Raw genomic sequence first — 20,949 nt, 5'->3', positions numbered from 1 at the left:
GAGCACAGTATATCCGGGCGGGAGTGGAATTGTCAAACACCGGTTTTCCGGACGATGAATTGCGGCAGGAACAGGAATTCATCGACGGGCTGTACGCACATGTGGACGCCCTGCGCGGCGACACCGAGGCCTCCGTCACGGACGCGCTCGCCCAGGGCAACACCCCCATGCAGGCCCGCCTCGAGCGGGACATCCTGGTCGCCGAGCGCTCCGGGCTGCTGGCCGCGCTGAACGCCGTCGACGGCTCCCTCTGCTTCGGCCGGATCGACCTCACCTCCGGCACCACGCACCACATCGGCCGGATCGGCCTGCGCACCGAGGACGCCGAACGCACTCCGATCCTCATCGACTGGCGGGCCGACGTCGCCCGCCCCTTCTACCTGGCCACCGGTCACACCCCGATGGGCCTGCGCCGCCGCCGGCACATCGGTACCGAGGGCCGCCGGGTGACCGACCTGCACGACGAGATCCTCGACCTCGGCGACCAGGAACGCACCGGCCACGAGGACCCGACCGGCGACGCCGTCCTGCTCGCCGCCCTCAACTCCGCGCGCACCGGCCGCATGAGCGACATCGTGCAGACCATCCAGGCCGAGCAGGACGAGATCATCCGCGCACCCCACCGCGGGGTCCTGGTGGTCGAGGGCGGACCGGGCACCGGCAAGACCGCCGTCGCCCTGCACCGGGCCGCGTATCTCCTCTACGAGCACCGGGAGCTGCTCGCCAAGCGGGCCGTGCTCATCGTCGGCCCCAACCCGGCCTTCCTCGGCTACATCGGTGAGGTGCTGCCCTCGCTGGGCGAGACGGGCGTGCTGCTCGCGACGGTCGGGGAGCTCTTCCCCGGTGTGAAGGCGACGGCGACCGACAGCCGTGCCGCGGCCGCGGTGAAGGGGCGCGCCGCCATGGCGGACGTCCTCGCCGACGTCGTACGCGACTGGCAGGCGCTGCCCGACCCGGTGATCGCGATCGAGCACGACCGCGAGATCCTGATGCTCGACGACGGGCTGGTCAAGGTCGCCCGCGAGAAGACGCGTGCCGCCCGGCTGCCGCACAACGTGGCCCGGGAGCACTTCGAGGGCCACATCCTCAACACGCTCACCGACATGGTCGCCGAACGCATCGGCACGGACCCCTTCGACGGGACCAACCTGCTGGACCCGAGCGACATCACCCAGATCCGCGACGAACTCGCCGAGAACCCCGAGGTCTGGGCCGCCATCGACCAGTTGTGGCCGCGCCTGACCCCGCAGCGGCTGGTCGCCGACTTCCTCGCCGACCCCGTCGGCTACCTCCCCGACGAGGACGCGGCCGCGATCCGCCGTCCGGTGACCCGGGGCTGGACCGTGGCGGACGTGCCCCTGCTCGACGAGGCGGCCGAACTCCTCGGTGTGGACGAGCGGTTGGCGCGGGCCCGGGCCGAGCGCGAGCGCGAGTCCCAGGTCGCGTACGCACAGGGCGTCCTTGACGTGTCCTACGCCTCGCGCACCTACGAGTTCGACGACAAGGACGAGGAGGACTCCGAGGTCCTGTCCGCGCACGACATCATCGACGCCGAACGGTTCGCCGAACGCCAGGAGGAGGACGACCACCGCAGCGCCGCCGAGCGCGCGGCGGCCGACCGCACCTGGGCCTTCGGGCACATCATCGTCGACGAGGCGCAGGAACTGTCCCCGATGGCCTGGCGGTTGCTCATGCGTCGCAGTCCCACCCGCTCGATGACCCTGGTCGGCGACCCGGCGCAGACGGCGGAGGCGGCGGGCGTGGGTTCGTGGCAGGAGATCCTCCAGCCGTACGTCCAGGACCGCTGGGAGCACACCCGGCTGGGCGTCAACTACCGTACGCCCGCCGAGATCATGGACCTGGCGGCGGCGGTGGTGCGCGCGGAGAACCCCGGTTTCGAGCCGCCGAGTTCGGTCCGTTCCACCGGCGTACGGCCATGGGTGCGCGCCACCGACGACCTGCCCGGCGCGGTCGCCGAGGCCGTGAAGGAGCTGACCCCCGCCGAGGGGCGCCTCGCCGTCATCGCCCCCCGCCATCTGCACCGCAGGCTGGCGGCCCGCCTCGACGGAGTGACGGCGGGCGCCGAACCCGACCTGACCAGGACCGTCGTACTCCTCGACCCCCGGCAGTCCAAGGGGCTCGAATTCGACTCCGTGCTCGTGGTCGAGCCGGGGCTGTACGGCACGAGCGACCTGTACGTGGCGCTGACCCGGGCGACCCAGCGGCTGGGGGTGCTGCACACGGGCCGGCTGCCGAAGGCGCTGGTCGACACATCCGTCCCACACATCACCGGGGCGTAACAGTTCACGCCATGGTCACTGCGTGTGCACGGCCGGTGCGGTATGCGTGTGCGTATGGAAGCCCAATCGCACGCGACCCCGCCGGCCGACGGCCCCACCCTCGGGTCGCTGCCCGTCGAGCCGCTGCTCACCGCCGAGTTCGACGTCGACCCCGGGGCGGTGTACGAACGGCTGCGCGGCACCTACGGGCCGGTCGCGCCGGTCGGTCTGATGGGGGTGCCGGTGTGGCTGGTGCTCGGCTACACCGAGGTCACCGAGGTACTGCGGAACGAGAACCTGTGGCGGCGGGACGTCCGGTACTGGCGGGCACGGGCGGAGGGGCGGCTGCCGCGCGACTGGCCGCTGCTGGCCGGTTACGAGGTACGGCAGACGATGTTCATGGACGACGAGGAGCATCTGGCGGCCCGGCGCACCCATCACTCGGCGCTGAGCCCTTTCCAGGACGCGCGGAGCCCGGAGGGGTGGGGACTGCGCACCGCCGTCGCCCGGTACGCGGACGAACTGGTCGGGATGCTGGCCGCGGAGTCGGGCAGGTCGGGTTTCGCCGACCTCGGGGCCCAGTACACGCGGCCGCTGCTGCTCATGGTCACGACCAGACTGTTCGGCTGTCCCGTGGAGTTGGGCGACGAGCTGGTCATGGACCTGTGGCGGATGCTGGACGGCGGACCGGACTCGGGACCGGCGACGGCGCGTGCGCTGGGGGCGTTCACCCGGCTCGCCGAGCACCGCAGGGCCCTGCCGGGCGACGACCTCACCTCCTACATGCTGCTCGCGGATCCGTCGCTGAGCGACGAGCAGCTCGGGCGGGAGCTGTTCATGAACGCCGTGTACCTGAACGACATCACCGGGAACATGGTGCTCAACACCCTGCTGGAGGTGCTGCGGGGGAACGCGACGGTCCGGCGCAGCCTGTCGGCGGGGCAGCTCGGCGAGACGGTCAACCGGGCGGCCCTTGCGAACCCTCCGGTGGCCAACATGTGCTTCCGGTTCGCGGCGCGGGACGTGCGGCTGGGGGAGGCGTGGGTGCGGGCGGGGGACGCGGTGTCGCCCTCCGCCGCGGCCGCTCACCGTGACCTGCTGGCGATCAGCTCCTCGCACCTGGTGGGGTCGACGGTGTCCACGCGGGCGCATCTGGGGTGGGGGGCGGGGGTGCACCAATGTCCCAGTGCGGCCCGGGAGTTGGGCGGGACGATCGTGGCGACCGCGGTGGGGAGGGTGCTGGATCACTTCGTCCGGGCGGAGCTGACCCTGCCGCCGGACCAGTTGCCGTGGCGGTCGGGGCCGGTGGTGCGGGGGTTGCGGTTGTTGCCGGTTCGGTATGAGTTGGGGACAGGGGCGTCGGCCGTGCCCCGGCGTACGGCGTCGTTGGCTGCTCCGGCGACGGAGCACGAATCCCGCGGGTTGCTGGCGATCCTGCGCAAGCTGATGTTCGTCGGGCGCTGAGAGTTCTTCGACCCCCGCTCCTCGAACGCCGGACGGGCTGATGCGAGCCCGCCCGGCGTTCGAGGAAGAGGTCCGCCCCACGCCTCCTACGCCGGCCGCAGCCACACCGTGGCCAGTGGCGGCAGCGTCACCTGGATGCTGGCCGGGCGGCCGTGCCAGCCCTGGGGGTCCGGCTTGACCACGTCGGGGTTGGTCACGTCGCCGCCGCCGTAGCGCGCGGCGTCGGTGTTGAGGGTCTCCAGCCAGGCCGGGACGTCGTCCGGGGCGCCCAGCCGGTACCCGGGGCGGACCACCGGGGAGAGGTTGGTGACCGCGAGGAGGGGGGAGCCCTCCGCGTCGTGGCGGAGGAAGGCGAAGACGTTGTCCTCGGCCGCGTCGCCCACGATCCACTGGAAGCCCGAGGGGTCCGTGTCGCGCTGCCAGAGGGCCGGGGTCGCGCGGTAGACGGCGTTCAGATCGCGGACCAGGTCGCGCACACCCCGGTGGTCGGCCTCCGCGCCGTACGCCGGGTCCAGCAGCCACCAGTCCGGGCCGTGCGCCTCCGACCACTCCGCGCCCTGGGCGAACTCCTGTCCCATGAAGAGGAGCTGCTTGCCGGGGTGCGCCCACATGAAGGCCAGGTAGGCGCGGAGGTTGGCCCGCTGCTGCCACCAGTCGCCCGGCATCTTGGAGACCAGGGAGCGTTTGCCGTGGACGACCTCGTCGTGGGAGATCGGCAGGACGTAGTTCTCGCTGTACGCGTACACCATCGAGAACGTCATCTCGTGGTGGTGGTACTTGCGGTGCACGGGCTCATGGGCCATGTAGTCCAGCGAGTCGTGCATCCAGCCCATGTTCCACTTCAGGCCGAAGCCGAGACCGCCGAAGCCCCCGGGACCCATGTGGTGCGTCGCGCGCGTCACGCCGTCCCAGGCCGTCGACTCCTCCGCGATCGTCACCACGCCCGGGACCCGCCGGTACACCGTCGCGTTCATCTCCTGGAGGAAGTCCACCGCGTCCAGGTTCTCCCGGCCGCCGTGCACGTTCGGGACCCACTGGCCCGGCTCGCGCGAGTAGTCGAGGTAGAGCATCGAGGCCACCGCGTCGACCCGCAGGCCGTCGATGTGGAACTCCTCGCACCAGTACACGGCGTTCGCCACCAGGAAGTTGCGCACCTCCCGGCGGCCGTAGTCGAACTCCAGCGTGCCCCAGTCGGGGTGCGCCGCCCGCAGCGGGTCCTCGTGCTCGTACAGGGTGCGGCCGTCGAACTCCGCCAACGCCCAGTCGTCGCGCGGGAAATGGGCCGGCACCCAGTCCATCAGCACGCCGATCCCGGCCTGGTGGAGCGCGTCCACGAGGTACTTGAAGTCGTCGGGGGTGCCGAGGCGGGCCGTGGGCGCGTAGAAGCCGGTGACCTGGTAGCCCCAGGAGCCGCCGAAGGGGTGTTCGGCGACCGGCATCAGCTCGACGTGGGTGAAGCCCAGCTCCTTGACGTAGGCGGGCAGTTGCTCCGCGAGCTGACGGTAGGTCAGGCCGGGTCGCCAGGACGGGAGATGGATCTCGTAGACCGAGAAGGGGGCCTCGTGCGCGGGGGCGCCCTCCGCGCGGCGGGCCAGCCACTCCCCGTCCTGCCACTCGTGGTGCGAGGCGTGGATGATCGAGGAGGTGTTGGGCGGGACCTCCGTGCGGCGGGCCAGCGGGTCCGCGCGCAGGGTCTTGGAGCCGTCGGGGCGGGTGATCTCGAACTTGTACAGCTCGCCCTCGCCGACACCGGGCACGAACAGCTCCCAGACACCGGTGCCGCCGAGCGAGCGCATGGCGTACGCCGAGGGGTCCCAGAAGTTGAAGGTGCCGGCCACCCGCACTCCGCGGGCGTTCGGCGCCCACACCGTGAAGCGCGTGCCGGTGGCGCCCTGGTGGGTCATGGGCTGCGCGCCGAGCGCCGTCCACAGCTGCTCGTGCCGGCCCTCGCCGATCAGATGCAGGTCGAGGTCGCCGAGCGCGGGCAGGAAGGCGTACGCGTCCTCGGTGTCCTGGACCGTCTCCTCGTACGCCACGAGCAGCCGGTAGGCGGGGACCTCGCTCAGCGGCAGCAGGCCGGAGAAGAAGCCGTCGCCGTCGTCGTGCAGCTCGGCCCGCACCTCCCCGGCCACGACCGTGACGGCCCGGGCGTACGGACGGAACGCCCGGAAGGCCACCCCGCCGGGAACCGGATGCGCGCCGAGCACCCCGTGCGGATCGTGGTGCGTGCCGGACAGCAGCCGCTCGCGGTCACCGGCGGGCACCTCCGGCGAGGCGGCCGGAACCACGGCGGGCGTCTCCGGTGGCGAGGCCGGGGCGGACACCTCCGGCGAGGACGCCTGGACCGGTGCGGCGACCTTCCTCGCCTTCGCCGGAGCCTTCTTCGCCGGAGCCTTCTTCGCGGGCGCCTTCTTGGCGGTCCCCTTCTTCGCCGCGGCCTTCTTGGTGACAGCCGCGCCGACAGCATTCGGCTCGGCCGCCGTCTTCGTCACGACCTTCTTCGTCACGGCCTTCTTGGCCACGGCCTGCTTGGTCGCGGCCTTCTTCGCGGCCGCCTTCTTGGCCACCGGATCCGTCTTCTTCACGGGCGCCTTCTCAGCCACCGCATCCGGCGTCTTCGCGGTGGCCTTCTTGGTCACCGCCTTCTCCGCGGCCTTCTTCACGCTCTTCGCCGCTTTCGCGGCCGACTTCTTCGGGTCCGAACCGCTGGGGGTGGGGCGGGGGGTCACTGGCGGAGCCTCCTCGGCGAAGGTCAGGTCGGGTCAGATCAGGTCGGTGGACGCGTACCGCGCCACCGCGGCCATCGGCACCTGCAGCCAGTCCGGGCGGTGCCGTGCCTCGTAGACGACCTCGTAGATCGCCTTGTCGGTCTCGTACGCGCGCAGCAGCACCGGATCGGTCCGCGGGTCCACGCCGCTGATTTCTGCGTATCCGGAGCAGTACGCGGCCCGGCAGGCCTCGGCCCAGCCCGGTACCGGCAGGTCGGTCGAGTGGGCCGCGTAGTCGAAGGAGCGCAGCATCCCGGCGACGTCCCGGGCCGTGGGCTGCGGCAGCCGGCGCTCGGCGAGCGGCTTGGACGGCTCGCCCTCGAAGTCGATCAGCGACCAGTGCCCGGCGGCGGAGCGCAGGCACTGGCCGAGGTGGAGGTCGCCGTGGATGCGCTGCGCGGTCCAGGTGGAGCCCTCGGCGGCGAGATCGCCCAGCGCGGTGAACGCGGAGCGCAGCCCCGGCGCGTACGGCCGGAGCGCGGGCACCGCCTGTACGGCCGCCTCCAGCCGCTCGATCATGCCGTCGACGAGCGGTTGCAGCTGCTGGTGGCCGAGTGTCACGGTCGGCAGCGCCCGGGCCAGCGCGGTGTGCACCTCGGCGGTGGCCCGTCCCAGCGCGTGCGCCTCGGCGGTGAAGTCCTCACCCTTGGCGAGTTCCCGCAGGGCCAGTTCCCAGCCGTCCGAAGCACCCTGCACGAAGGGCTGGAGCACGCCCAGGGTGTACGGCTCACCCGCCAGCTCGGCCCGCAGCCAGCCTGTGGGCGCGGGCACCCGGGGGCAGCCCTCGCGGGCCAGCGCCAGCGGGAGCTCCAGGTCGGGGTTGACGCCGGGCAGAACCCGGCGCAGGAGTTTCAGGATGAACGTATCTCCGTAGACGATCGACGAATTCGACTGCTCGGCGGTCATGACCCTGGCCACCAGACCCTCCCGGATCTCCTGGTGCGGGTCCCGCTCGAAACACAGCCCGCCGATCCGGGTCCCGGAGCGGATGGCCTCCAGGAGCAGTTCGGCGGGCAGTGGGTCGTGGAGGGCGTCGTACGCGGTGCGGCCGGTGAGCGGCCCCTCCTCGACATGGCCGATGAGCGCGGGCGCCAGCCGGGGCGGCAACGCCTCGCGCACGCCTATGAGCAGCTGGTAGCAGTCCCCGGGGTGCGGCGCCGCGCCGACGGTGAGGGGCTGGTGGGCGCGGACCAGCAGGTGGTACAGGCCGAGCTTGGCGGTGGGTGGCAGCAGCTCGGTGGCGGCCACCAGGGAGAACCCGGTGACCGGGCGCCCCTTGCCCGCGAACCAGCGCTGCCGCGGCAGCCACTCGCGCAGGAGTGGATCAAGCGAGGCGAGGAGGCCTGGACTTGTCGTGGCGGTACGGGTGACGGCTTCCGACATGGCGTGGCGTCCTTTCCCCGGGCTGGCTGGTCGGGGTGCTACTGATGCGTGCCCCGGGCGGAGCGGTGGAAACCGGCCCGCCCGGGTCCTCGTCGGTTATGCGGCCTCTTTGCGGAGCCGGAACCAGTAGAAACCGTGCCCGCCGAGGGTCAGCAGATACGGCAGCTCACCGATGGCCGGGAACCGCACCCCGCCGAACAGCTCGACCGGGTGCCGTCCGTCGAAGGCGCTCAGATCCAGTTCCGTCGGCTGTGCGAACCGGGAGAAGTTGTGCACGCACAGGACCAGGTCGTCCTCGTACTCCCTCAGGAACGCGATCACCGCCGGGTTCGACGAGGGCAGCTCGGTGTAGGAGCCGAGGCCGAACGCCGGGTTCTGCTTGCGGATCTCGATCATGCGGCGGGTCCAGTGCAGCAACGACGAGGGCGACGCCATCGACGCCTCGACATTGGTGACCTGGTAGCCGTAGACGGGGTCCATGATGGTCGGCAGATAGAGCCGCCCGGGGTCGCTGGAGGAAAAGCCTGCGTTACGGTCCGGTGTCCACTGCATGGGGGTGCGTACGGCGTCGCGGTCGCCGAGCCAGATGTTGTCGCCCATGCCGATCTCGTCGCCGTAGTAGAGGATCGGCGAGCCGGGCAGTGACAGGAGCAGGGCGGTGAACAGCTCGATCTGGTTGCGGTCGTTGTCGAGCAGGGGGGCGAGCCGGCGCCGGATGCCGATGTTGGCGCGCATCCGTGGGTCCTTGGCGTACTCGGCCCACATGTAGTCGCGTTCCTCGTCGGTGACCATTTCGAGCGTCAGCTCGTCGTGGTTGCGCAGGAAGATGCCCCACTGGCAGTTCTGCGGGATGGCCGGGGTCTTGGCGAGGATCTCCGAGACCGGGTAGCGGGACTCCCGGCGCACCGCCATGAAGATGCGGGGCATGACCGGGAAGTGGAAGGCCATGTGGCATTCGTCGCCGCCGGACTCGTAGTCGCCGAAGTAGTCGACGACGTCCTCCGGCCACTGGTTGGCCTCCGCCAGGATCACCGTGTCCGGGTAGGAGGCGTCGATCTCCTTGCGGACCCGCTTGAGGAACTCGTGGGTTGCCGGAAGGTTTTCGCAGTTGGTGCCTTCCTCCTGGTACAGGTACGGCACGGCGTCGAGACGGAAGCCGTCGATGCCCAGGTCCAGCCAGAACCGCAGTGCGGAGATCATCTCCTCCTGGACGGCCGGGTTCTCGTAGTTGAGGTCCGGCTGGTGGGAGAAGAAGCGGTGCCAGAAGTACTGCTTGCGGACCGGGTCGAAGGTCCAGTTGGAGGCCTCGGTGTCGACGAAGATGATCCGGGCGTCCTGGAACTGCTTGTCGTCGTCGGCCCACACGTAGTAGTCGCCGTAGGGGCCGTCGGGGTCCTTGCGGGACTCCTGGAACCACGGGTGCTGGTCGCTGGTGTGGTTCATGACGAAGTCGATGATCACGCGCATGCCGCGCTGGTGGGCGGCGTCGACGAACTCCACGAAGTCGGCGAGGTCGCCGAACTCCGGCAGGACGGCGGTGTAGTCCGAGACGTCGTACCCGCCGTCCCTGAGCGGGGACTTGAAGAAGGGCGGCAGCCACAGGCAGTCGATGCCCAGCCACTGCAGGTAGTCGAGCTTGGCGGTCAGGCCCTTGAGGTCGCCGACGCCGTCGCCGTTGCTGTCCTGGAAGGAGCGGACGAGGACCTCGTAGAAGACGGCCCGCTTGAACCAGTCCGGGTCGCGGTCCTTGGCCGGGGTGTCCTCGAAGGTGTCGTGGACGGGCTCGTTGACGATCATGTTGTGGGTGACCCTCCGATCTGCGGGGTGGACGGTCGCAGGACGGTGCTGTGCTCACCCGTGGGGTGACCCCCGGGCCTCCGGCCGACCACGAGGACATGTGCCCCGCCGGGCTGAAGTCGCACGTAGTTCGCCCTGCCCCAGTGATAGGTCTCACCGGTGAGCTCGTCGCGCACCGGTACCGACTCGTGCCATTCCAGGCCGAGTTGCGGCATGTCCAACGAGACCGTGGCCTCCTGGGTGTGGTGCGGATCGAGGTTCACGACCACCAGAACCGTGTTCGAGCCGCTCCGCTTCGAGTACGCGATCACCTCGTCCTTGTCCGCGTGATGGAAGTGCAGGTCGCGCAGCTGCCGTAGGGCCGGGTTGTCCCGCCTGATGGTGTTGAGCTGGGTGATCAGGGGGGACAGGCTGTCGTCGCGGTCCCAGTCGCGGGTCTTGAGCTGGTACTTCTCCGAGTCCAGGTACTCCTCGCTGCCCGCGCGCAGCGGGGTGTTCTCGGCGAGTTCGTAGCCGGAGTAGATGCCCCAGGTCGGCGAGAGGGTCGCGGCCAGCACCGCACGCAGCGCGAACGCCGGACGGCCGCCGTGCTGAAGGAACTCGTGCAGGATGTCCGGGGTGTTGGCGAAGAAGTTCGGCCGCATGTAGGAGGCCGCCTCACCCGAGAGCTCCGTCAGGTACTCGGTGAGCTCCTGCTTGGTGTTGCGCCAGGTGAAATAGGTGTACGACTGCTGGAAGCCGATCTGCGCCAGCGTGTGCATCATCGCCGGCCGGGTGAACGCCTCCGCCAGGAAGATCACATCCGGGTCGGTGGCGTTGATGTCGCCGATCACCCGCTCCCAGAACACCACCGGCTTGGTGTGCGGGTTGTCCACGCGGAAGATCCGCACCCCGTGGTCCATCCAGTGCCGCAGCACCCGGCACGTCTCCGCGATCAGCCCCTCCAGATCGGCGTCGAAGGCGATCGGGTAGATGTCCTGGTACTTCTTCGGCGGGTTCTCCGCATAGGCGATCGTGCCGTCGGGACGGTGATGGAACCACTCGGGGTGTTTGTGCACCCAGGGATGGTCCGGGGAGCACTGCAGGGCGAAGTCCAGCGCGATCTCCAGCCCGTGGGCCGCGGCCTGCTGGACGAACCAGTCGAAGTCCTCGATCGTGCCCAGATCCGGGTGGACCGCGTCATGGCCGCCCTCCGGGGAGCCGATCGCCCAGGGCACCCCCACATCGTCCGGACCGGCGGACAGGGTGTTGTTGCGGCCCTTGCGGAACGTGCTGCCGATCGGATGGATCGGCGGCAGGTACACCACGTCGAAGCCCATCGCGGCGATCGCCGGCAGCCGGCGGGCCGCGGTGCGGAACGTGCCGTGCGGCCGCTCCACCGTGCCCTCCGAACGCGGGAAGAACTCGTACCACGACCCGAACAGCGCCCGCTCCCGCTCCACCAGCAGCGGCAACGTCTCCGACGCCGTGATCAACTCCCGCAGCGGAAACTGCGCCAGCACCGCGTCCACCTCGGGTGTCAGGGCCGCGGCGAGGCGGGCGGCGGCCGGGCGGGTCTCGTCGCGGAGGGCGCGGATGGCCGCGAGGATCACGCCGTTGCGCCCGTCGTCGGGGACTCCGGCAGCGGCCCGTTCGTAGAGCCGGGCGCCCTCCTCCAGGACCAGCTCGGTGTCCATGCCCGCGGGGATCTTGATCTGGGCGTGGTGCCGCCAGGTGGTGATCGGATCACCCCAGGCCTCCACGGTGAAGGTCCACGGGCCGGGCGTGCCCGCGGTGACGGTGGCACCCCAGCGGTCGGTGCCCGGGGCCAGTTCCCGCATGGGGGTCCAGGGTCCGGCGCGGCCTTCCGGATCCTTCAGTACGACATTGGCGGCGACCGCGTCATGGCCCTCACGGAACACGGTGGCCGAGATCTCGAACGTCTCGCCGGTGACCGCCTTGGCGGGCCGGCGTCCGCGCTGGACGACCGGGCGGACGTCGAGGACGGGTATGCGCCCGACGGCCGGAGCCGGCCCCGCCGGCGTGGAGGGTCGCTCCTGAGGCGGGGGGCCGGGGTCGACGGGGCGCGTGGTGGTCGGGTCGGTGCTGGACGTCAGGGGTGCTGACGAGTGGTGCGTGGCGGGCATGACCGCTCCTGTCCGCGTCAACTTCGGGTAGGCGGATGGGTGTGGGGAGGGGGTCCTGCGTGGCGTCTCAGTGAACCTACCTGAGGCGTGTACCGGTGGAGCCTTCCCACCCTATTCGGGTGGGCAATCCGGCACTTTGCTAACTACTCACGCGTATGTCTTTACACAAAACCGGCCCCGTTCTGGCCGAACGGGGCCGGATTGCGGACGCTTCCCCTAGGAACCGGGCACCTGGAGAAGTTTGTCCGGCGAACCGGACCCCCGACCGGACACCTTCCCCGAGGCCGCCAGTTTCACCAAGGCTTTGCCGACCTGTGCCGGAGTGGCCCTCGGGTGGTCGGCCAGATACAGCGCGGCCGCGCCCGCCGCGTGCGGGGTCGCCATCGACGTACCCGAGTAGGTCGCCCTGGCGGTGTCGCTCGTGATGCCCGCCGAGGTGATCGAGACCCCCGGGGCGAACAGGTCGAGGGCCGGTCCGTGATTGGAGAAGCCCGCCCGCCTGTCGTCGGTGCCGGTCGCGCCGACCGTGATCGCCTGGGGCACGTCGGCGGGGGAGTAGAGCCCGGCCGACAGCCCGTCGTTGCCCGCGGCGACCGCGTAGGTCACCCCGGACGCGATGGAGGTGCGCACGGCCGCGTCCAGCTGGGTGTTGTGGAGACCACCCAGGCTGAGATTGGCGACCGCGGGCTTGCGGGCGTTCCTCGTCACCCAGTCGATACCCGCGATGACCTGGGCCGTCGTGCCCGCGCCCGCGTTGTCGAGGACGCGTACGGCGACCACCCTGGCCTGTTTGGCCACGCCGTACCGGGTGCCGGCGACGGTGGCCGCCACGTGGGTGCCGTGGCCGTTGCCGTCCCCCGCGGATCGGTCGCCCCCGACGAAGTCCCAGCCGTAGGACGCCCGGCCCCCGAAGTCCTTGTGGGAGATCCGGATGCCGGTGTCGATCACGTACACCGTCGTCCCGGCGCCCGCGGACCGCGGCCAGCTGTACGACCTGTCCAGCGCCGACTTCGGCTGGTCGAGGCGGTCCAGGCCCCAGGACGGCGGGTTCTTCTGGGTGCCCTCCAGGGTCACCCGGGTGTCCTGGACGACCGCGGCGACCCGGGGGTCGGCCGCGAGCAGACGGGCCTGTCTCTCGTCGGCCCGGATCGCGTAGCCGTTCAGTACCGTGCCGTAGGTATGGCTGATTCTCGCCCCGTACTTCTCGGCGAGACCTTTTCCGGCCGCCGACGGGGCCTTCGTTCCCCCCTTGAGTGTCACCAGGTAACTCCCGCTGACGGAACCGGGCTCTCCGGCGCCGAGTATCCGCCCTTCCGGTACGGCGTGCGCGGGCAGGGTGATGGCCGAAAGCGCGGCGGCACAGCTCACCGCGGTCAGGCCCCCCACCCGGCGCAGACGCCGGTTTCGCGTCCGTGCCATGGCTTCGTGTCCCCCCTCCTCAACTCGGCGTACGGCAGCCGCGGACCGCCGGGTGCACCCGGCGCCGGCCGGTACGCCATGGGGAAGCCTCTCGTGTGGGGTGAAGCACCACAAGGACGCCTACGGGGGTGAATCGGCCATATCGGCTATGGGAGACGTGAGGAGGTTGCGGTGATTTCCGGACTGTTCGATCCGGAACGGCTCGAGGGTGACACGACCGTCCGCATCGCACCGCGCCGTGGTGACGAGGCCCCCCGCCCGGATACCGTCGGAGTTGACGACGGGACGCACACCGCCGTGTGTCCCACTCCGCACGCTCGCCGAGGTGGAATGTGAAGGCGATCCGCCGATTCACCGTCCGTCCTGTTCTCCCCGAACCCCTCCGGCCGCTCAGCGACCTGGCGCGCAATCTGCGCTGGTCCTGGCACGCGGAGACCCGCGACCTGTTCCAGTCCGTCGATCCGGAGCACTGGGCCGCCTCGGGTGGTGATCCCGTACGACTGCTCGGCAGCGTGCGCCCCGCCCGGCTCGCCGAACTCGCCGAGGACCGCCGCTTCCTGCGCCGGCTCGCCACGGTCGCCGACGATCTCCACGACTACGTCACCGGTGAGCGCTGGTACCAGGCGCACACCGGTGAACTCCCGGCCGCCGTGGCCTACTTCTCGCCCGAGTTCGGCGTCACGGCCGCCCTGCCGCAGTACTCCGGCGGTCTGGGCATCCTGGCCGGCGACCATCTGAAAGCCGCCAGCGACCTGGGCGTACCGCTGATCGGGGTCGGTCTGTTGTACCGCCACGGCTACTTCCGCCAGTCCCTGTCCCGGGACGGCTGGCAGCAGGAGCACTACCCGGTCCTGGACCCCAACGAGCTGCCGGTGGCCCTGCTGAGGGAGGCCGACGGCGCCCCGGCGCAGGTCTCGCTGGCCCTGCCGGGCGGCAAGCAGCTGCACGCGCGGATCTGGCTGGCCCAGGTCGGCCGCGTCCCCCTGCTGATGCTGGACTCCGACGTCGAGGAGAACGACCTCGGCGAACGCGGGGTGACCGACCGGTTGTACGGCGGCGGCAGCGAACACCGGCTGCTCCAGGAGATGCTGCTCGGGATAGGGGGTGTCCGGGCCGTACGGACGTACTGCCGGCTGACCGGTCACGCCGACCCCGAGGTCTTCCACACCAACGAGGGCCACGCCGGCTTCCTCGGCCTGGAGCGGATCGCCGAACTCTGCGACCAGGGGCTGGACTTCGACGCGGGCCTGGAGGCGGTCCGCGCGGGGACCGTGTTCACCACGCACACCCCCGTCCCGGCCGGCATCGACCGCTTCGACCGCGAACTGGTCGCCCGGCACTTCGGCCCTGAAGCCGAACTCCCGCGCATCGACGTGGGCCGGATCCTCGCCCTCGGCATGGAGACCTATCCCGGCGGCGAGCCCAACCTCTTCAACATGGCCGTGATGGGTCTGCGGCTCGCCCAACGCGCCAACGGGGTATCCCTGTTGCACGGGCAGGTCAGCCGGGAGATGTTCTCCGGACTCTGGCCCGGATTCGACCCGGAGGAGGTGCCGATCACCTCCGTGACCAACGGGGTGCACGCCCCGACCTGGGTCGCGCCCGAGGTGTTCCGGCTCGGCGCCCGGCAGATCGGCGCCCAGCGCACCGAGGACGCGATGACCGTCGGCGGCTCCGACCGCTGGGACGCCGTGGGGGAGATTCCCGACCAGGACATCTGGGACCTGCGCCGCTCCCTGCGCGAGCAGCTGGTGGCGGAGGTGCGGGAACGGCTGCGCGCCTCCTGGCGCCAACGCGGCGCCGGTACGGCCGAGTTGGGCTGGATCGACGGCGTCCTCGACCCCGACGTCCTCACGATCGGGTTCGCGCGCCGCGTCCCGTCGTACAAGCGCCTGACGCTGATGCTGCGGGACCGCGACCGGCTGATGGACCTGCTCCTGCACCCCGAGCACCCGATCCAGATCGTGGTGGCGGGCAAGGCGCACCCGGCGGACGACGGTGGCAAGCGGCTGGTCCAGGAGCTGGTCAGGTTCGCGGACGACCCGAGGGTCCGGCACCGGATCGTGTTCCTGCCCGACTACGGCATGGCCATGGCGCAGAAGCTCTACCCGGGCTGCGACATCTGGCTCAACAACCCGCTGCGGCCGCTGGAGGCGTGCGGGACGAGCGGGATGAAGGCGGCTCTCAACGGCTGCCTGAACCTGTCCGTCCTGGACGGCTGGTGGGACGAGTGGTTCCAGCCCGACTTTGGCTGGTCCATCCCGACGGCCGACGGCGTGGGCACCGACCCCGACCGCCGCGACGACATAGAGGCCGACGCCCTCTACGACCTCCTCGAACAGCGGGTCACCCCCCGCTTCTACGAGCGCGGCCAGGGCGGCCTGCCCGACCGCTGGATCGAGATGGTCCGCCAGACGCTCACCCTGCTGGGCCCGAAGGTCCTGGCCGGCCGCATGGTACGCGAGTACGTCGAGCGCCTCTACGCGCCCGCGGCCCACGCCCACCGCACGATGGTCCCCGACGCGGCACGCGAGCTCGCGGAGTGGAAGGCGAGGGTGCGCGAGCAGTGGCACGGGGTGACGGTCGACCACGTGGAGACGACCGTCACGACGACCACGGCCGAACTCGGCACCACGCTCGGCCTGCGGGTCCGCGTCGGCCTCGGCGCCCTCGGCCCGGACGACGTGGAGGTCCAGGCGGTCTCCGGCCGTGTGGACGAGGAGGACCGCATCGCGGACGCGGCGACGGTCCCGCTGAAGTCGGTGGGCGGCCCGGACGAGGAGGGCCGCTGGGTGTACGAGGGCCCGCTGTCCCTGGACCGCACGGGTCCCTTCGGCTACACGGTCCGCATCCTGCCCTCGCACCGGCTGCTGGCGTCGGGCGCGGAGCTGGGGATGGTGGCGGTGCCCTCGGAGGACGTGGTGGAGGGGGCGGGGGTGCTCCTGCGGTGAACGACGGGGACGCGGGCCGGGGCCTCGCGGCTCAGCCCGCGTCCTCTCCGCCGCACAGCTTCCGCAGAACCGTCCCGCACTTGCGGGCGTACGCGTGCTGCAAGCCCCTCGTCGCCGGGCCGCCCGCCCTGGAGTACCACTTGGCGCCCCTGCTGAAGGCCGACACCGTCAGCCACACCGTGCCGTCGCCGGTGCGGTCCACGACGAAGGACTCCTCGCCGCACTCGGGGTGGCCGGTCAGAGTCCCGTAGGCCCAGCCCGCGCGGCGGTGCTCCTCGACGGTCCAGACCACCCGGCAGGGGGCCTTGATCACGCCCGCCAGGGTCACCGTCACGTCCACGTCGGGGGCCGCGCGGTCCGCCGTGGCGTCGATGCCCACGCCGAGCGCGCGGTGCATCTCCCAGGTCAGGACCGCCTCGGAGGCCTTCCGGAAGACGTCGTGGCCCTCGCCTATGCGCGTGCGGACGTGCAGGGGGTGGAAGCCGGGCGGGCAGAAGCCGCTCCGCCGGGTCGCGCCGACGTCGTCGTACGTGAAGGACATGGGACCCAAGAGTAGGGCGGTACCCGGAGATGCCTTCGCTCCGGGTACCGCCCGTCAGACCCTTGCGGCAACTAGCTGACGTTGACCGCCGACCAGGCCGCCGCCACCGCCTTGTACTCGGTGCTGGTGGAGCCGTACAGCGCGGACGCCGCCGAGAGCGTGCCGGTGCGCGCCGCCTTGTAGTTGGTCGTCGACGTGAAGTACGTCGTCAGCGCCTTGTACCAGATCTGCAGCGCCTTGGCGCGGCCGATGCCGGTGACCGTGGAGCCGTTGGACGTCGGCGAGTTGTAGGACACGCCGTTGATCGTCTTCGCGCCGCTGCCCTCGGACAGCAGGTAGAAGAAGTGGTTCGCGACGCCCGACGAGTAGTGGACGTCCAGGTTGCCGACCGAGGAGGACCAGGAGTCCGCCGAGCCGCCGTCCTTGCTGGGCTTGTCCATGTAGCGCAGCGGGGTGCCGTCGCCGTTGATGTCGATCTCCTCGCCGATGAGGTAGTCACCGACGTCGTTGGAGTTGTTCGCGAAGAACTCGACACCCGTGCCGAAGATGTCCGAGGTCGCCTCGTTGAGGCCGCCGGACTCGCCGGAGTAGTTCAGGCCCGCCGTGTTCGAGGTGACACCGTGGCTCATCTCGTGGCCGGCCACGTCCAGCGAGGTCAGCGGGCTGACATTGCCCTCGCCGTCGCCGTACGTCATGCAGAAGCAGCTGTCGTCCCAGAACGCGTTGACGTACGCGTTGCCGTAGTGGACCCGGGAGTAGGCCGCGACACCGTTGTTCTTGATGCCGCTGCGGCCGAAGGTGGACTTGTAGAAGTCCCAGGTCTCCGCCGCGCCGTAAGCCGCGTCGACGGCCGCCGTCTGGTCGGTGGTGGAGCTGGAGGCCGCGCCGGTGCCCCACACGTTGTCGGCGTCCGTGAACAGGGTGCCGGCGGAGGAGCTGGTGGCGTGGGCCTTGTTGTACGTCTTGTGGCCGCCGCGGGTGCCGTCGGTCAGCTGGTACGTCGAGCCCGACAGGGTGGTCTCCAGGCTGACCGTGCCCGAGTACAGGCTCTTGCCGGTGCCGGTCGCGTTCTCGATGCCCTGGTACTCGAAGAGCTTCTTGCCGGTGGCCGCGTCGGTGATGACGTGCAGCTGGTTCGGGGTGCCGTCGTCCTGGAAGCCGCCGACGATCGTCTCGTAGGCGAGGACGGGGGTGCCCGAGCCGGCCCAGATCACCTTGCGCGCGCCGTCGGCGGCGGCCTTGTCCGAGCCCGCGGCCTTGGCGACGGTCAGCGCCTGCTTCTCGGCCTTGGCGACGGTGATCTTCGGGGTGACGGAGGCGACCTTGATGGTGGCCTTCGTCGCTCTGGAGACGCCCTGGGTGGCACCGGACTTCGACTCGTGGACGACGAGGTCGCCGCCGAGGACCGGCAGGCCCGCGTAGGTGCGCTCGTAGCGGGTGTGGAGCGTGCCGTCGGCGTCCTTCACGACGTCCTTGACGACCAGCTTCTCCTTGGTGCCGAGGCCTATCTCCTGGGCCGTGTCGGCGGCGGAGGCCTGCCGCTCCTTGATGAGCGAGGTGCGCGCGGCCGAGGAGAGCTGGAGCGGGGCGGCGGCCAGGGTGGCCTTGCCGCTCGTCTTCGCCGGGGTCTCGGCGGAGGCGGCTCCGGCGGTCAGGCCGGTGGTGAGCAGGGCCCCGGCCGCGACGGCGGTGGCGATGGCCAGGGTGGTGCTCTTGTGACGCGCGTAGAGGGGGGTCACACAAGCTCCTTCGTGGGGGAGCCCGGACGGCGTGGGGTTGCCTTCCGGGGTGGTTGTGAAGTTGTGCGGCGGTTGTGAGGAAGCGTGGCATCAAGGCGCGTACATGTCATGACCCTCAAGTGATGTTGGCCGAAAGTCGACGGCTGGATGAACATTGCAGGCATGTAAACCGACTTGACCTGGGCAAAGCCCCAACAAGCCGTCGGTCATGGGACGGTAAAGAGCGAGGGTGCCGCCCCGGTGGGTTCGAACCACCGGGGCGGCACCCTGTCCGGGTGGAGGCCGGCCTACGGGAAGGTCAGCTTCCAGCCGTTGATGTAGCCGGTGTCCTGGGCCGCGTTGTCCTGGACCCGCAACTGCCAGGTGCCGTTGGCGACTTCGGAGGAGGCGTTCACCGTGTACGTGGTGTTGAGGTTGTCGGTGCTGCCACCGGTGCCGTACGCCTTCAGGGTGTACGCCGTGCCGTCGGGGGCGATCAGCTGCACCCTCAGGTCACCGATGTAGGTGTGCACGATGTCGACCGAGACCTGGAGGTTCGACGGCGCGTTGCCGGTACGCCCCGACACGGTGATCGGCGAGTTGACCGCCGCCCCGTTGTCCGGAATCGATACGTCGGTGGTGGACTCGAACGAGGTGCCACCGCCACCGCCGCCACCGGGACGCGAGCCGACCGCCACGCCCGCCCAGGCGTTCGCCACGGCCGTGTACTCGGCGCTCGTGGTGCCGTACAGCTCACCGGCCGCCGCGAGGGTCCCGGTGCGGGCCGCCGCGTAGTTCGTCGTCGAGGTGAACTTCGTGGTCAGGGCGCGGAACCAGATCTTCTCCGCCTTGTCCCGGCCGATGCCGGTGACCGGAAGCCCGTCCGAGGTCGACGAGTTGTAGGTGACACCGTTGATGGTCTTGGTGCCACTGCCCTCCGACAGGAGGTAGAAGAAGTGGTTCGCCGGGCCGGACGAGTAGTGGACGTCCACCGACCCGATCCCCGAGTACCAGCTGTCCTTCGACGCGCCGTCCTTGCTCGGCTTGTCCATGTACCGCAGCGGCGTGCCGTCGCCGTTGATGTCGATCTCCTCGCCGATGAGGTAGTCACCGACGTCGGAGGAGTTGTTGGCGTAGAACTCGACGGCCGTGCCGAAGATGTCGGAGGTCGCCTCGTTCAGCCCGCCGGACTCGCCCGAGTAGTTGAGCCCCGCGGTGTTCGACGTGACACCGTGGGTCATCTCGTGACCGGCCACGTCGATCGACGTCAGCGGGTGGGTGTTGCCCGACCCGTCGCCGTACGTCATGCAGAAGCAGCTGTCGTCCCAGAACGCGTTGACGTACGCGTTGCCGTAGTGGACCCGGGAGTACGCGCCCACCCCGTCGCCACGGATGCCCGAACGCCCCTGCACGTTCTTGTAGTAGTCCCAGGTGAGCGCGGCGCCGTAGTGCGCGTCCGCGCCGGCCGTCTCCGCGTTGGAGGCGCTGCCGTTGCCCCAGACGTCGTCCGGGCCCGAGAAGAGGGTGCCGGTGCCGGAGGTGCCGCGGTTGAGGTTGTACGTCTTGTGGTTGCCGCGCGCCCCGTCGGTCAGGTTGTACGTCGACCCGGACTGGGTGGTGCCGAGGGTGACCGTGCCGCTGTACATGGTGTTGCCGGTGCCGGTCTCGATGCCCTGGTACTCGAAGAGCTTCGCGCCGGTCGCCGCGTCCGTGATGACGTGCAGCTCGTTCGGCGTGCCGTCCTCCTGGAGACCGCCGACGACGGTTTCGTACGCCAGGGTCGGGGTGCCGTTGCCGGCCCAGATCACCTTGCGCGGGGCACGGTCGGTGGCGGTCTTGTCGGCGCCCGCGGCCTTCGCGAGCGTGAGCGCCTGCTTCTCCGCCTTGGCGGCGGGCAGAGCCGCGGTCGTGGTGGCCGGCTTGATGGCCTTGGCGGTCGCCTTGACGACACCCTCGGTCGCGCCGGACTTCGTGGTCTGGACGACGAGGTCGCCGCCGAGGACGGGCAGGCCGTCGTACGTGCGCTCGTAGCGGGTGTGCAGGGTCCCGTCGCCGTCCTTCACGACGTCACGGACGACCAGCTTCTCCTTGGCGCCGAGGCCGAGGTCCTTGGCGGTGTCCGCCTTGCCGGCGTTCGCCTGCCGGATCAGCTCGGCGCGCTGGGACGGGGTGAGCTTGAGGGACTCGGCGCCCGGGAGCACCTTGCCCGCGGCCGACGGTGCCTTCTCCGGGGCTGCGGTGGCGGCGCCCGACTGGACGGCCGCGGCGATGAGGGCCGAGACACCGACGAGGGCCACGGCGGCGGCCCTGCGGTGCAGGGGGTGGGGGGTGCGGGGGGCGCGTCTGTGGGAGGAACTGTCTCTCAACACTGACTCCTTCTGCGCGGCCGCGGATCGCGCGGCCAGGGGAGACCGGACGATGGGTCGACCGTCCGGGCGGTACGCGGAACGAGGTGCAGGCGGCCGCGAAGACGCCACAGCAAGAGAGATCTGTGAGGTTGCTG

Annotated in this window: 11 protein-coding genes; 3 read left to right on the top strand and 8 right to left on the bottom strand. The window is 70.6% G+C overall.

All coding sequences use genetic code 11. The features are described 5' to 3' along the window. Positions 1 to 59 precede the first annotated feature (59 nt). Together ACFYZ8_RS10960 and ACFYZ8_RS10955 are read left to right on the top strand one after the other, a co-directional pair. Positions 60 to 2,300 carry a UvrD-helicase domain-containing protein gene (locus ACFYZ8_RS10960; RefSeq protein WP_359033709.1) on the top strand — a complete coding sequence of 747 codons (2,241 nt, stop codon included), beginning with the start codon at positions 60 to 62 and terminating at the stop codon, positions 2,298 to 2,300. A 54-nt stretch (positions 2,301 to 2,354) separates the two neighbouring features. Further along, positions 2,355 to 3,743: a cytochrome gene (locus ACFYZ8_RS10955; RefSeq protein WP_359033442.1), complete on the top strand. Its 1,389-nt coding sequence runs from the start codon at positions 2,355 to 2,357 to the stop codon at positions 3,741 to 3,743. Positions 3,744 to 3,829: 86 nt separating this feature from the next. Here the strand turns inward: ACFYZ8_RS10955 and glgB are convergent, their stop codons facing one another. The 5 genes from glgB to ACFYZ8_RS10930 all read right to left on the bottom strand — a co-directional run bounded on the left by glgB (position 3,830) and on the right by ACFYZ8_RS10930 (position 13,236). Then, on the bottom strand, positions 3,830 to 6,472 hold the full coding sequence (gene glgB / locus ACFYZ8_RS10950; RefSeq protein WP_388534351.1) for a 1,4-alpha-glucan branching enzyme: 2,643 nt from the start codon (positions 6,470 to 6,472) through the stop codon (positions 3,830 to 3,832). A gap of 33 nt (positions 6,473 to 6,505) precedes the next feature. Beyond that, complete coding sequence (locus tag ACFYZ8_RS10945; protein ID WP_359033438.1) at positions 6,506 to 7,894, bottom strand: maltokinase; 1,389 nt, start codon at positions 7,892 to 7,894, stop codon at positions 6,506 to 6,508. A 96-nt stretch (positions 7,895 to 7,990) separates the two neighbouring features. Beyond that, entirely contained in the window at positions 7,991 to 9,691 is a 1,701-nt protein-coding gene (gene treS / locus ACFYZ8_RS10940) for a maltose alpha-D-glucosyltransferase (protein WP_359033436.1), read from the bottom strand. Next, entirely contained in the window at positions 9,688 to 11,817 is a 2,130-nt protein-coding gene (locus ACFYZ8_RS10935; RefSeq protein WP_388534347.1) for an alpha-1,4-glucan--maltose-1-phosphate maltosyltransferase, read from the bottom strand. The genes treS and ACFYZ8_RS10935 overlap by 4 nt, the downstream gene beginning before the upstream one ends. Positions 11,818 to 12,033: 216 nt before the next feature. Further along, entirely contained in the window at positions 12,034 to 13,236 is a 1,203-nt protein-coding gene (locus ACFYZ8_RS10930) for a S8 family peptidase (RefSeq protein ID WP_388534344.1), read from the bottom strand. Between the two features lie 332 nt (positions 13,237 to 13,568). Between ACFYZ8_RS10930 and glgP the strand changes: the two genes are divergently transcribed. Continuing rightward, positions 13,569 to 16,187, top strand: coding sequence for an alpha-glucan family phosphorylase (gene glgP / locus ACFYZ8_RS10925; protein ID WP_388534341.1), 2,619 nt, complete (start codon positions 13,569 to 13,571; stop codon positions 16,185 to 16,187). Positions 16,188 to 16,218: 31 nt separating this feature from the next. Here glgP and ACFYZ8_RS10920 read toward each other — a convergent pair whose 3' ends face one another. The 3 genes from ACFYZ8_RS10920 to ACFYZ8_RS10910 all read right to left on the bottom strand — a co-directional run bounded on the left by ACFYZ8_RS10920 (position 16,219) and on the right by ACFYZ8_RS10910 (position 20,812). Further along, entirely contained in the window at positions 16,219 to 16,728 is a 510-nt protein-coding gene (locus tag ACFYZ8_RS10920; RefSeq protein ID WP_356026941.1) for a DUF1990 domain-containing protein, read from the bottom strand. Between the two features lie 71 nt (positions 16,729 to 16,799). Then, on the bottom strand, positions 16,800 to 18,467 hold the full coding sequence (locus tag ACFYZ8_RS10915; protein ID WP_359030861.1) for a M4 family metallopeptidase: 1,668 nt from the start codon (positions 18,465 to 18,467) through the stop codon (positions 16,800 to 16,802). A 287-nt stretch (positions 18,468 to 18,754) separates the two neighbouring features. Next, entirely contained in the window at positions 18,755 to 20,812 is a 2,058-nt protein-coding gene (locus ACFYZ8_RS10910; protein ID WP_388534337.1) for a M4 family metallopeptidase, read from the bottom strand. Between the last annotated feature and the right edge of the window lie 137 nt (positions 20,813 to 20,949).

Origin of the sequence: Streptomyces sp. NPDC001668, assembly GCF_042893155.1 — a bacterium.
Taxonomy (GTDB): domain Bacteria; phylum Actinomycetota; class Actinomycetes; order Streptomycetales; family Streptomycetaceae; genus Streptomyces.
Note: the sequence above shows the minus strand (reverse complement) of the source record. Positions and strands in the feature narration are given on the sequence as shown.